Here is a 12664-nt window from a genome sequence, read left to right on the forward strand (position 1 = left end):
TAAAATCGGGCGCGCGGCACCGCGCACGGACATGATCGCATGCGGTGTGGTTCCCCGCGCCGGCGGTGGGTGACACGGTCTTAACGGCCAAAATCCCAGGCCTTGCGTCCTGGGATGCCCTTAAAGGGGGCCGGATCATTGCGGGACAATGATCTGTGGTATCTACACCTTAAATTATTAGCGCCTAAAGGCGAAATTACTTGCCCAGCAGCTCGGCCGCGCCACCGGCGAAAAGCTCGTCCGAGACGCGCGCGCCAAGATCGGCGGCTTCGGCCGCGGAGCCGGAGGCGGTGGCAGTGAGCTGGCGGGATCCGTCGAGCGCGAAGACGCCGCCGCGCACGGTGAGCTGGTCGCCGTCCCAGCGCGAGGTGGCGGCCACCGGCGCGGTACAGCCGGCCTCGAGGCGGGCCAGCACGGCGCGCTCACCAGCAGCGGCGGCCGAGGCACGGTCGTCGACAATGGCGTCTAGGGCTGCGGCGGCCTCGGTGCCGGCCACGGCCTCGATGGCGAGTGCGCCTTGGGCCGGCGCCGGCATGAAGACGGAGGGTTCGAAGATTTCGGTGGCGCGGTCTGCGTAGCCGCCGCGCAGCAGGCCGGCGTAGGCCAGCAGAACGGCGTCGAGCTCGCCGTCGGTGACCTTGGACATGCGGGTATCGATGTTGCCGCGCAGCGGGCGAATCTCCAGGTCCGGGCGGAGGGCGGCCAGCTGGGAGATGCGGCGCGGTGCGGAGGTGCCCACGCGCGCGCCCTGCGGCAGCTGTGCCAGGCTCAGGCCATCGCGGGCGACGAGCGCCTCGCGGGAATCCTGGCGCTGCGGCACCACGAGGCGGAAGCGTTCATCGGGGGCGGTGGGCAGGTCCTTAAACGAGTGCACGGCAATATCGCACTCGCCGGCATACAGCGCCTCGCGCAGCGCCTGGGTAAATACGCCGACGCCGATGCGCTCGACCGGCGCCATATTGACGTCGCCGGCGGTGGTGACGATGTGGAGCTGGGAGTCAAAGCCGGCGTCGATAAGCCAATCGCGCACATGGCCGGCCTGGGTGGTGGCGAGCTTGGAGCCGCGGGTACCAATCTGAAACATTTAGGCCTCCTTAGTCATGGTGGGCAATTCATTGACGGCCACGGACACACCGGAGCCTTCCAGCTGCAGGCCAAAGAGCTCCTGCAGGGCGTTCTCGCTGCTGACACTGCTTTCCGACGCCGCCAGCTTCTTCGCCCTAACCGTCGGTTCATGCAGCAGTTTATCGGCCACGCGCTTGAGCGCGCGCTGCACGTCCTCGAGCTGCTTGCCCGCGAGCTCGGGGTGCTTGTGTTGCAGGCGCGCGGCCTCGCACTCGACGAGATCGGCCGCGCGGCGGTGCAGGGCGCTTACGGCCGGAGCGACGTCGCGCACGCGCTGGGCCGAGGTATAGGCCGCAAGTTCCTCGTCGACGATGTGGCGGGCCTGCGCGTGCGGGCTGGTGCCGGCCGCGACATCGGTATCGGCGGCCGAAAGCGACTTGCTCAGGCGCTCGATATTGACCAAGTCCACGCCCTCGGCCGCGGCGGCGGCATCGTCGATATCGCGCGGTAGGGAGAGATCGATGAGCATGAGATCGCGGCCGGCGGGAAGGTCGGCGGCCTCGATGGTGAAGTTATCGGCGCCGGTGGCGGAGATGGCAAGGTCGACGTCGGAAAGCGCGGCGGCGCGCTCAGAAAAGTCCACAACGCGGGTGGCAACGCCCGCCTCCTCGGCGTGGCTGGCCAGGCGCTCGGCACGCTCGCGGGTGCGGTTGGCCAGCACCAGCTCCTTAACCCCCAGCCGGCCGGCGTGGGTGGCGGCGAGGGACGCCATGGCGCCCGCACCAAGGATCAGCGCAGTCTTGCCGGTCAGGTCCCCGGCGTCGAGGCGCTGCAAGGCCTGGTCGAAGGCGAAAGACACCATGGAGGCGCCGGCCTCGTCGATATCGGTCTCGGAGTGCACGCGCTTGCCCGCCCGCAGCGCGGCCTGCGCCAGCGCGTGAATGCGCGGGCCGACCGTGCCCTGCTCGGAGGCGGACTGGTAGGCGCTGCGCACCTGGCCGATGATCTGCTGCTCGCCCACCACCATGGAATCCAGGCCGGAGGTCACGGACATCAGGTGCTCGGCCGCGGCGTCGGCATAGCGCACGTAGAGGTAGTTGCGCAGCTCCTGCTCGCCCACGCCCGACACCTGGGTGAGCACGCGCACGACTTCCTGCACGCCGGCGTGGAAGGAGTTGGTGACGGTGTAGACCTCCATGCGGTTGCAGGTGGAGATAATCATCGCCTCTGACAGCGGCTCGGCCGCCACGAGTTGCCCGCAGGCGGAATCCTGGACCGCACTATCCATGCTCAGCTTTTCCAGCAGCGCCACCGGCGCCGACTGGTGGGACATGCCCACGACGAGCACGCTCATGCACAACACTCCTCAACCCTTTGATTGATTTTAATCCTCCAAAAGACTACCCGTCGGTGTCGCGGATCCCGAATCAACCGGCCAACTCGGCCGCCAACTCCTCGTTGTCTACTTCCCAGCAGGCAAACTCTTCGCCGTCGATGACCACAACGGGCACGCGGTCACCGAACTCCATGGCCAGCTCCGCGTCCTCATCCACGTTACGCACAGCAAGCTCCGCGCCTGCCCGCTTGACGACGGGGGTGATTTGCTCCCTCACGCGCGCACAAGAACCGCAGGTGGTGCGCACCATGAGCTCGACGAGATGCTGAGACATATTCTCCTCACAAGGACGGCGGCGGTCGAAACCATTACTATGGACACGTTAGTCCACCCCGCGTTTGCGAAAGCTGTTTGTCTCACTCGTGTCCGCTACCACTCCCCCAGGGTTCCCCGAATCCCCCCGCGACTTCTTGGCCAATTGGACCGCCTCGCGCGGTAACCTGCGTAATTTCTTGGAGACCCAAGCGCTCGCCCCGCTGGACGAGGAATCGCAGCGCACCGCCGGTGAAGCCGCGGCGGCTGCGGCGCTGGAGGAGTTCGGGCTGGAGTTGGAGGACTTTGCTTCCGGCGTGGACTCGGTCACCGGCTCCTATGACGCGGCCGGTGCGCAGCGCATCACCGCCCAGGACCCAGACGTACCGGTGGATGTGGGCGCGGCAGCGTTTTTCGACGTCGATAACACCCTCATCCAAGGCTCTTCCCTCGTGGAATTCGCCTTTGGCTTGGCGCGCAAGCGCTACTTCCGGCTTTCTGAAATCCTGCCGATAGCGTGGAAGCAGCTCAAGTTCCGCGTCTCCGGCAGCGAAAATGCCAAGGACGTGGCCGTGGGCCGCGCGCAGGCACTGGAGTTTGTCAAAGGCCGCAGCGTCGACGAGCTGGTGGATTTGTGCGAGGAAATCGTGGACGCCTCGCTGGCCCGCCGCGCCTACCCCGGCACCACGCAGCTGGCGGAGATGCACCTAGCCGCCGGCCAGCAGGTGTGGCTGGTCACCGCCACCCCGGTCCAGCTGGCACAGGTGCTCGCCCGGCGCTTCGGGTTTACAGGCGCGCTCGGCACCGTCGCGGAGGTCAAGGACGGCAAGTTCACCGGACGACTGGTCGGCGATATCCTCCACGGGCCCGGCAAGAAGCACGCCGTGGCCGCGCTCGCGACCATCGAGGGCCTCGATCTCTCGCGCTGCACCGCATACTCGGATTCGGCCAACGATGTGCCGATGCTGTCCATGGTCGGCACCGCCGTGGCCATTAACCCAGACCGCAAGCTGCGCGATATCGCTGGCGACCGCGGCTGGCTCGTGCGCGACTATCGCTCCGTGCGCCGCGCCATCCGCACCTATGGCCTCCCGGCGCTGGCCACCGCCGCCTTCTCCTATGGCGGCTGGCGCTACTATCGGCGGTAGCGAGGGCGGGAGCGGGCGCTGGGGGACGTCGGCAAGCATGCAAAAACCCTCCGCGCAAGGGCGGAGGGCAAGAAGCGGGCTGGGGTTTACTTGCCCAGCTTACGACGCTGCACGCGGGTGCGGCGCAGCATCTTGCGGTGCTTCTTCTTGGACATGCGCTTGCGGCGCTTCTTAATGACGGAACCCATGGAGTCCTCACTTTCGTGTAGTACGTACTGTCAAACTTGTCAGCGCTAAAACGGCGAAGGTGCACTCTTGCCGCCGTGGCCACACGGACCGCGGGCCACATCAGCGAGCCGACACGAATGCACACCATCTTACCCAGCACCCAGCCCGTGACCAAAAAGGGCCCGCGACAACAACAGTGAGAAACAACAGCGCCCACCACCGCTGACCACGAGGGCCAACAGAGGTGGGCGCTGTCTGTGCGGCGCGAGCCTAGGCTCCGTAGACGGAAGCCTCCAGGTACTCGTTGACGGCAGACTCGTGAACGCGGAAGGAGCGTCCGACGCGAACAGCCGGCATTTCGCCTGCGTGAACCAAACGGTAGACGGTCATCTTGGAGACGCGCATAATCTCGGCGACCTCCGCGATCGTCAGAAAGGTTCCCTTATCTTCATTTGCCATATATATCTAACCCTTCAGCTCGTTACGCGCTGTAGGCTTCCCCTCCCACAGGACTTCACGCACGTGCTTGCCCTAGCCTATCGTGAAACATGTGACTAATGCGACCCAAGTGCCAAATTTTTTCACAGCATTCATTAGGGTTTCCCCTAAAAGCGCTGCTTAACACCCGCCCCAACACTCCCGGGTGGGTACACCCCCACCACGGGGAGGTCGCACACGGCGGCGCTAGCCGAGCTCCTTGGCCTTATCGGAGCAGGCCTCTGCCGCGCGGTAGAACGCGCCGCGCAGGCCGGACTCCTCCAGCTCGCGCACGGCGGCCGCGGTGGTGCCGCCCGGGGAGGTTACGCCAGCGCGCAGCTGGGTGGCCGAGCGGCCGGAGCTAGCCAGCATCTCACCGGAGCCGGCTGCGGCCTGGGCGGCAAGCTTCTCGGCGACGTCACGGGGTAGGCCGAGCTGCACGCCGGCATCGACAAGTGCTTCTGCCACGAGGAAGAAATAGGCCGGGGAGGATCCCGCCAGTGCGGTGGCGGCGTCGATATTCTTCTCCGGGATGACCGCAACCTCGCCGACGGCCTCCAGCAGCTCGCGCACGCCGTCCATCTGGGCGTCGCTCACGTGCTCACCGGCCGCGCAGGTGCACATGCCGCGGCGCACCAACATGGGGGTATTGGGCATAACGCGCACCACCGGCACACCTTCGCCCGCCGCACCCTGCAGCTGCTCCAGCGTCAGGCCCGCGGCCATGGACACGACCACGGCATCCTTGGCCGGCTCAAGGCCTTCGAGCAGGTCCAGGATGGCGTAGGGCTTTACGCACGCGAAGATATAATCCGCGCCGTCTACCGCCGCCGCATTATCGCTGGTGGTGGCGACGCCATAGGCCTCTTTGAGTTTCTGGCTGCGGGATTCGGTGCGGTTGGTGACCGTGATATCCGAGCCCGCAAAGCCCGAAGCTACGAGTCCCGAGGTCAAAGCCTCACCGATTTGTCCGCCGCCTAAAATTGCAATCTTTGTCATAGTCTCCACCATGCCAAAAATGCGGAACCCCGGCTACCACGTGGGGTAACCGGGGCGTCGACAAGCGAGGGGCTTAGAGCATAACCAACAGCAGCGGGCCGAAGGTCAGGATTAGGCCGGTAAAGCCGGCCAGGAACATGGAGAACCCATCGCGCGCGGTGCGCAGGGCGTGCGTCACGCCGACCATAATTGCGGTCACGCACACCGCCAGGACGGCAACGACGAGGCGTGGGAAGCTATCCCACAGAATTTCAAAGCCCTTGAAGATGACAATCGCCAGCAGGATGCCCGCAACAATCATCAGCAGGATGGATACTGGGTTGAGCTTCTCGTGCTCTTCCTCGATCCACTCTTTGTCGTCCTCGACCTTGGGCAGGTTGCCGGTTTCCTCGGCATCCTTAGCGACGCCCGCCTTCTTCGACGCCGGCACCGCCGCGGCGGCCGCTCCAGCGCCGGCTGCCGCAGCTCCCGCTCCGGCTGCCTTTGCGCCCTTGTCGGCCTTCGGCTTTTCAGCAGCGGGCTTCGCTGCGGTGATCTTGTCCGCGCTGGCCTTGTCTGCGGTCGGCTTCTCCGCTGCAGGCTTGGTGGCAGCAGACTTGGCGTCGTCCGTCTTCGCCTTATCCACGCGCTGGATTACCGCGGTGTCATCGGCAGAAGGCTGCTTCTTCTTTGCGGTGGGCTGTGCAGCCGATGGGGCGGACGCGGCCGGCTGTGCGGTCTGCGCTGGCTTGGCGGCAGCCTTGGCTGCGGGCTTCTCCGCGGATTTAGGAGCAGCCTTTGGTTCTGCCTTTGCGGCGGTCTTTGGTGCAGCCTTCGATGCGGCCTTCGGCGCGGCAGGCTGAGCAGCGGTCGTGGCTGTGGGCTGGGAAGCAGGCTTGTCGGCGGACTTCTTTGCGGAGTCGGCATCGGTCGCGTCGGCAGCCTTGGGGGCGCGGATGACGGGGGCACCCTCGTCGATGGAGACGGAGGTGTGCTTGGCCTCGGCAGGGGAAGCCTTGACCTTCTTGAGGTTGCCGGTTAGCTCGGCAACGGAGATGCCGCCTTCATCGAGGCTGCGGCGGTGGCGGCGCGAACGCTTTTCGTCCTTGCCGCCCTTCTCGCCGCGGGCCTTTTTATCGCGAGCCAGCAGCTCTGCCACGGTCAACTTGTTCTTGTCAGCCATGATCTCTTCCTATTCCAATCCCTTGTCGGTCCGGCGCAAAATGACGCCCTCACGCAGCGCCCACGGGCAGATTTCCAGCTTCTCGATGTCCAAGGCTCGCATGGATGCCTCGGCTACCAGAGCGCCGGCAACGATTTGGTGCGATCGGTTAGAACTTACACCTTCTAGGTCCGCTCTGTCTGCCGCAGTCATGCGAGAGATGAAGGAAATTAACTGGCGCAGACCCGGTGCAGTCAACGTGCGCTTGACGTATGGGCCGGCAGACGAAGGTGCGGCGCCGGTCAGGCGGGCCAGCGTACGGAAGGTTTTGGAGGTACCCACGGCAAGGCCAGCGGGGCCCATAGCCTTCATCTGCTGGGCGGCGTCCTCAAGCTCCGCATCAATAAAATCGCGCAGCGCGCTTACCTTTCTCTTCTCTGGCGGGTCGGTGTCGAACCAATTATGGGTCAACCGGCCAGCGCCCAGGTCGAGGGAGAAGGCAAGGTCGGGGTGCTCGTCGGTACCGGTGGACAGCTCTAGCGAGCCGCCGCCGATGTCCAGGTTGGTAATGCGGCCGGCGGACCAGCCGTACCAGCGGCGCGCGGAGAGGAAGGTCAGTTGGGCTTCTTCCACGCCGGAGAGGATCTGCAGGCGTACGCCGGTCTGCTTTTCCACCTCATCGAGCACGGCCTCGGAATTGGGTGCAGAGCGCACCGCCGAGGTAGCAAAGGCGATAAATTCCGCGCAGCCCAGCTTATCGCCTAGCTCGCTCGCCTCCGCTACGGCGCTGACCAGCTTCTTTACACCCTTTTCATGGATGTTGCCCTTCTTGTCCAGCTGTTCTACCAGCCGGAGCGGGGTCTTCCAATCGCTCATCGGAGTGGGCCGCCCGCCCGTCGCGGCATCGACCGCAACGAGGTGGACGGTATTGCTTCCGACGTCTAATACACCTAATCGCACACTAATAGCGTAGTAGGTCTACCGTGGTTAGGTGTGAATCGCCCAAAATCTGACACGGTATACCTAGGTTTTCCCGCGAGCTCGCCCGCGGCGGCGTCGATAAGAGCGGGCCGCGAAGAGGCCCTCGATTTCCCGCGGGAGTGGTTCGAATTTACCAACCCGAACGACCCACACCACGTCTTTTCCATCGACCTAACATGGGTGGAATCGCACTACAGCTGCCAATTTGGGACGTCGGCATGCCGAGGCATCGATAAGAGCCAGCCCGAGGTGGGCTGCTGCGTGCATGGCGCCTATATGGCCGATGAGGAAGACCGCGACCAGCTTTACGACGCCGTCTCGCGCATGCCCGCCAAGTATTGGCAGCTGCGCCCAGCGGGGGTAGATGAGTTCCTCGCGCAGGACGCTACGGACGAGTTGGAGCCATGGCTAGAGTGGGACGAGCTCGACGGCGAGGACGGCGAACCGGAACCGGCGCTGAAGACACCCATCGTGGATGGCGCGTGCATTTTTGCCAACCGCGCCGGCTGGGCAACGGGTACGGGCTGCGCGCTGCACCAGTGGGCTGTCGATACCGGCGAGGAGCTCACGGTGGTCAAACCCGAGGTGTGCTGGCAGCTGCCGCTGCGCCGCTACGAGGATTATGAAGAGCGCCCAGATGGGCAGGAGATTCTACGCACCCAGATTGGCGAGTACGACCGCCGCGGTTGGGGTAATGGCGGCGAGGATTTCGATTGGTATTGCTCGGCCGATGCCGCCTGCCACGCCAACCCGCTGCCGATGTGGCAATCGCACGAGGACGAGCTGGTAGCGCTCATGGGCCGAGAGTCCTATGAGATTTTGGCCGCGCACTGCAAGGCGCGCGCCGCGGCGGCCGAGCACGGCGTCCAGCTCACGCAGCACCCGGCCAGCGTGAAGGCCGAGAGCCTGCAGGCAGGAAGCCAGCAGGCGGAGAGCTAGAGCTCGAATTTATAGCCCAAGCCGCGCACCGTAACCAGGTGCTTCGGGCGGGAGGGCTGCTCCTCGATCTTGGAGCGCAGGCGCTTGACGTGGACGTCGAGCGTCTTGGTGTCGCCAACATAATCGGCGCCCCAGATGCGGTCAATGAGCTGGCCGCGGGTAAGTACGCGGCCGGCGTTGCGCAGCAGGTACTCCAAGAGGTCGAATTCCTTGAGCGGCATGGATACCGGCTCATCCGCAACGGTAACGGTGTGGCGTTCCACGTCCATCTTGACGCGGCCGCCCTCGAGGATCTGCTCGGCTACGTCTTCCTCTGCCTCGGTATCGGCACCGGGGCCGGAATCGTGGCCGCGGCGCAGCACCGCGCGGATGCGGGCGATGAGCTCGCGGGAGGAATAAGGCTTGGTCACGTAATCATCGGCGCCCAGCTCGAGGCCGACGACCTTGTCGATCTCGGAATCGCGCGCGGTCACCATGATGACCGGCACGGACGAGGTGGTGCGCAGCTGCTTGCATACCTCGGTGCCTGACATGCCGGGCAGCATGAGGTCTAGAAGGACGATATCGATGTCGTTAGCGGCAAACTTTTCCAGCGCCGTAGGGCCATCGTGCGCGATGATCGGCTCGAAGCCCTCCTTGCGGAGGAGGAATGCCAGCGGATCTGCCAGCGACTCTTCATCTTCAACGATGAGGATGGTGGTCATTGTGCTTTATCCTTTCGACGTGCTGCGACGCGTGCTACTGCACGCGGGAGCCCAGGCGCCGCCGCAGTGACGGCATCCTTTTTCTCATTATCCTTCATGCCAGCATCCTGCGCTGGCTTTTCTTCTCTGTAGATAGGCAACTCAATAGTGAATGTAGAACCCGTACCGGGCCGGGACCACAGTTTGATGTTGCCGCCATGGTTGGCCACCACGTGTTTAACAATTGCTAATCCTAGGCCAGTGCCTCCGGTCTGCCGCGACCGGGCTTGGTCTACGCGGAAGAAGCGCTCAAAAACACGTTTTTGATCATCCGGTGCGATACCGATGCCGCGGTCGGTGACGCGGATGAGCACGACCCCACCGTCCACGACTTTTTGGGAGACCGATACCGGCATCTTCTCCGGCGAATAGTTAATCGCGTTGGAGATGAGGTTAGATAGTGCGGTAACCAGCAGGGACCTATCTCCTTTGACCTGCACGCCGGCGGAGGCGCCCCGGTTGAGCTCGATGGAGCGGGCCTCCGCAGCCAGTTGGTTGCGCGAGAGTGCTTCCTCGATGAGGTCATCGACTGCCAACGGTTCCATCTCTGGCAGCGCCTCAGCGCCTTGCAGCTTGGACAAGGAAATAAGCTCGCTGACCATATCGGCCATGCGGTTGGCTTCCTTGTAAACCTTATTGCCAAAGTACTCCACGGTTTCCTGGTCACCGGGGTCTTGCAGCAGGGCCTCGGCCAGCAGGGCAATGCCGCCGACGGGGGTCTTGAGCTCGTGGGAAACGTTTGCCACGAAATCGCGACGGGCGGATTCCATGCGGACGTTTTCGCTCTCATCGGTGCCGTAGATGATGACAAAGCGGCCGTCGTTAAGCGTCAGCGGCTTAATAACCGCCTTGAACTGGGTGACGCGGTGGCCCGTGCGGCGCTTGGGAATGGCCAGATCGACGGTGCGGGTCTCCTTGTCCTCGAAGACCTCCTGCGCGGTCTGCCACACGTCCGGGTTCACGGCGCGATCATGCACCAGGGACATCTCGTGGGCGGCGGGATTGGACATGACGATTTCTTGGCTGCGGTCCAGCACCGCCAGGGCCGTCGGCGAGCCCTGCACGGCCAAGTGCAGTACCTGGCTGACCGTCGTGACCTGGTTGGCCTCGGCATCGGTGGCTTGGCGGTAGTGCGCAATGCGCCCGCGCAGCCAAGAAATCGCCGGCAGCGCCAACCCGCAGGCCACCACGCCGGCAACGAAGGAAAGAATCAATTCCACGTGTCTACCCTATCCACCACAAAGTCCCCAGGGAATACTCCCCGGGGACTGTGGCGCAGTTTCTTACTTACCGCCCTGCGCAGCAACGGCAGCGGTACCGGCAGCGGCGGCTTCCGGATCCAGGTAGGTGCCACCTGGGTTTACTACGGAGCCGTCCTCGGTGATCTCATATACCAGCGGGATGCCGGTCGGGATATTCAGGCCGGCAATATCGTCATCGGAAATATTGTCCAGGTGCTTAACCAGAGCGCGCAGGGAATTGCCGTGTGCGGCGATGAGCACGGTCTCGCCCTTCTTGGCGCGTGGGAGGATTTCCTCCTCGAAGTACGGCACGAAGCGGGCGACGACGTCCTTCAGGCACTCGGTCTGCGGGACCTTGTCCAGGTCCGCGTAGCGCGGGTCATTGGTCTGGGCGTACTCGGAGTCATCGGCCAGCTCCGGCGGGCGCGTGTCATAGGAGCGGCGCCATGCCATGAACTTTTCCTCGCCGTATTCTTCCTTGGTCTCGGCCTTGTTCAGGCCCTGCAGGGCGCCGTAGTGGCGCTCGTTGAGGCGCCAATCGCGCACCACTGGGATCCAGTGGCGGTCGGCGGCGTTGAGTGCGATATTTGCGGTACGGATAGCGCGGCGCAGAAGAGAGGTATAGAGGACATCGGGCATAACGCCTTCCTGCGCGAGCAGCTCACCGCCGCGCTTGGCTTCTGCCTCGCCCTTTTCGGTCAGATCTACATCGACCCAGCCAGTGAACTGGTTGGACTCGTTCCACTTGGATTGGCCATGGCGAAGAAGAATCAGTTTTCCGTTAGTCATGCCTCCAGCATGCCACGAAATTATTACCGGCGTCGGGGTTTAATCCCCAATCGCCCGCCGTTGATGGCAATCCGGGACCTTGATGCGGCTGGCTTCGTCATAGATTTCTGCGAGTGCGGCGGCGGAGCCAGCCCAGCTAAAGCGCGCGGCGTGGGCGACGGCGGCTTCGCCCATGGTGATGCGCATGGGGTCGTCGTCAAGCAGGCGGGCTAGAGCATCGGCCCAGTCGGACGGGTCATGCGAGTGCACCAGCAGGCCAGTCTCCCCGTCTGCTACGGCGATGGGCAGCCCGCCAACGGCCGCGGCCACCACCGGCGTGCCAGAAGCCTGGGCCTCCAGCGACACTAGGCCGAAGGACTCGTTATAGCTAGGCACCGCCACGATATCGGCCGCGCGGTAGATCCCCACCAGCTCCTCTGGCGGGCGGGCGCCCAAAAAGCGCACGCGCTTATCGACGCCCAACTCGCGCGCCAACTCCCTATAGGCCTCCGGCGCCGTATTGGCCCCCGACGGGCCACCGCAGATAACCACCCGCAGGTTGCGAGCCGGCTCGCGGCGGAAGAGCTCGGCCGTGGCGCGGATAAGGACCTCCGGGCCTTTGAATTTTTGTAAGCGCCCGACAAAGGCCACCACCTTGGTGTGCAGCGGAATGCCCAGCTCGCGGCGGGAACGTTCGGTATTGCGGTCTGTGCCAGGGGTAAAAAGCTCGACGTCGGCGCCGGGCGAGACTACGCGAATGATGTCGCGTTCGGCGTCGTAGTGCTCGGCCAGGTCGCGGGCTTCTTGCTCGGTATTGACCACGAGCAGGTCCGCATTATCTACCAGCTGCTGTTCGCAGATGCGGCGGGCCTCGGACTCCAAGGTGTCATCCGCGGTCCGGGAGGCGTTTTTCACCGCAGCGAGGGTATGGGCCGTATGGATGAGCGGAATGCCCCAGAGATCCCGTAGCAGCCAGCCCACCTGGCCGGAGAGCCAGTAGTGGGAGTGAATAAGGTCATATTTCTTGCCCTGCCACTTGGCAAATTGCACCATGCCGCCCGCGAAAGCGGCCAGCTGGGTAGGCAGATCCTCTTTATCCAGGCCCTCGTACGGCCCGGCGACGATATTAATGACGCGCAGGTGGGGCTCAACCTCAATGATTTCGCCCTGGCTAGGCCGGGTAGCGCGAGTGTAGACGTCCACCTCGATTCCCCGGCGGGCTAGTTGGCGGGCGATATTGAGGGCGTAGACGTTCATACCGCCGGCGTCCCCCGAGCCGGGCTGCTCAATGGGGGACGTATGCATAGAGATCATGGCGATGCGCATGGCGCTCAATTCTACCGGCG

General features: G+C 64.3%; 14 protein-coding genes. 2 read left to right on the forward strand and 12 right to left on the reverse strand.

The genetic code is table 11. The annotated features are described in order from the left end of the window. Window positions 1-196: 196 nt before the first annotated feature. From hemC to I6J28_RS01255, 3 genes are all read right to left on the reverse strand, one after another. Window positions 197-1084, reverse strand: a complete 888-nt coding sequence (gene hemC / locus I6J28_RS01245) for a hydroxymethylbilane synthase (RefSeq protein ID WP_204610347.1) — start codon at window positions 1082-1084, stop codon at window positions 197-199. Next, window positions 1085-2419 carry a glutamyl-tRNA reductase gene (locus I6J28_RS01250; protein ID WP_204610348.1) on the reverse strand — a complete coding sequence of 445 codons (1335 nt, stop codon included), beginning with the start codon at window positions 2417-2419 and terminating at the stop codon, window positions 1085-1087. It lies immediately after the preceding gene. Window positions 2420-2492: 73 nt separating this feature from the next. Beyond that, on the reverse strand, window positions 2493-2735 hold the full coding sequence (locus tag I6J28_RS01255) for a glutaredoxin family protein (protein ID WP_198492452.1): 243 nt from the start codon (window positions 2733-2735) through the stop codon (window positions 2493-2495). 88 nt (window positions 2736-2823) lie between these two features. Between I6J28_RS01255 and I6J28_RS01260 the strand changes: the two genes are divergently transcribed. After that, window positions 2824-3861 (forward strand): HAD family hydrolase, encoded by a 1038-nt coding sequence (locus tag I6J28_RS01260; RefSeq protein ID WP_204610349.1) that lies wholly within the window; start codon window positions 2824-2826, stop codon window positions 3859-3861. An 86-nt stretch (window positions 3862-3947) separates the two neighbouring features. Here the strand turns inward: I6J28_RS01260 and I6J28_RS01265 are convergent, their stop codons facing one another. The 5 genes from I6J28_RS01265 to I6J28_RS01285 all read right to left on the reverse strand — a co-directional run bounded on the left by I6J28_RS01265 (window position 3948) and on the right by I6J28_RS01285 (window position 7606). Next, window positions 3948-4049, reverse strand: a complete 102-nt coding sequence (locus I6J28_RS01265; protein ID WP_003855542.1) for a 30S ribosomal protein bS22 — start codon at window positions 4047-4049, stop codon at window positions 3948-3950. Between the two features lie 250 nt (window positions 4050-4299). Further along, on the reverse strand, window positions 4300-4488 hold the full coding sequence (locus I6J28_RS01270) for a helix-turn-helix domain-containing protein (protein WP_005527601.1): 189 nt from the start codon (window positions 4486-4488) through the stop codon (window positions 4300-4302). Between the two features lie 225 nt (window positions 4489-4713). Beyond that, window positions 4714-5505, reverse strand: coding sequence for a pyrroline-5-carboxylate reductase (gene proC, locus I6J28_RS01275; RefSeq protein ID WP_239454637.1), 792 nt, complete (start codon window positions 5503-5505; stop codon window positions 4714-4716). A 73-nt stretch (window positions 5506-5578) separates the two neighbouring features. After that, entirely contained in the window at window positions 5579-6667 is a 1089-nt protein-coding gene (locus tag I6J28_RS01280) for a tripartite tricarboxylate transporter TctB family protein (RefSeq protein ID WP_204610351.1), read from the reverse strand. 9 nt (window positions 6668-6676) lie between these two features. Next, the gene (locus I6J28_RS01285; protein WP_204610352.1) at window positions 6677-7606 is read right to left on the reverse strand and encodes a Ppx/GppA phosphatase family protein; all 930 of its coding nucleotides are present in this window, start codon (window positions 7604-7606) and stop codon (window positions 6677-6679) included. A gap of 33 nt (window positions 7607-7639) precedes the next feature. On the opposite strand from I6J28_RS01285, the gene I6J28_RS01290 reads away from it, so the two are divergent. Continuing rightward, the gene (locus I6J28_RS01290) at window positions 7640-8566 is read left to right on the forward strand and encodes a hypothetical protein (protein ID WP_204610354.1); all 927 of its coding nucleotides are present in this window, start codon (window positions 7640-7642) and stop codon (window positions 8564-8566) included. Here I6J28_RS01290 and I6J28_RS01295 read toward each other — a convergent pair. From I6J28_RS01295 to mshA, 4 genes are all read right to left on the reverse strand, one after another. Further along, a complete protein-coding gene (locus tag I6J28_RS01295; protein ID WP_204610356.1) occupies window positions 8563-9270 on the reverse strand; it encodes a response regulator transcription factor in 708 nt (235 codons plus the stop codon). The genes I6J28_RS01290 and I6J28_RS01295 overlap by 4 nt on opposite strands. After that, window positions 9267-10529, reverse strand: coding sequence for a sensor histidine kinase (locus tag I6J28_RS01300; RefSeq protein WP_204610358.1), 1263 nt, complete (start codon window positions 10527-10529; stop codon window positions 9267-9269). The genes I6J28_RS01295 and I6J28_RS01300 overlap by 4 nt, the downstream gene beginning before the upstream one ends. A 63-nt stretch (window positions 10530-10592) precedes the next feature. Beyond that, on the reverse strand, window positions 10593-11339 hold the full coding sequence (locus I6J28_RS01305; RefSeq protein ID WP_204610360.1) for a phosphoglyceromutase: 747 nt from the start codon (window positions 11337-11339) through the stop codon (window positions 10593-10595). 39 nt (window positions 11340-11378) lie between these two features. Next, window positions 11379-12644, reverse strand: a complete 1266-nt coding sequence (gene mshA / locus I6J28_RS01310; RefSeq protein WP_204610362.1) for a D-inositol-3-phosphate glycosyltransferase — start codon at window positions 12642-12644, stop codon at window positions 11379-11381. Window positions 12645-12664 lie beyond the last annotated feature (20 nt).

The sequence above is a fragment of the Corynebacterium tuberculostearicum genome (genome assembly GCF_016894265.1).
Classification (GTDB): domain Bacteria; phylum Actinomycetota; class Actinomycetes; order Mycobacteriales; family Mycobacteriaceae; genus Corynebacterium; species Corynebacterium tuberculostearicum_D.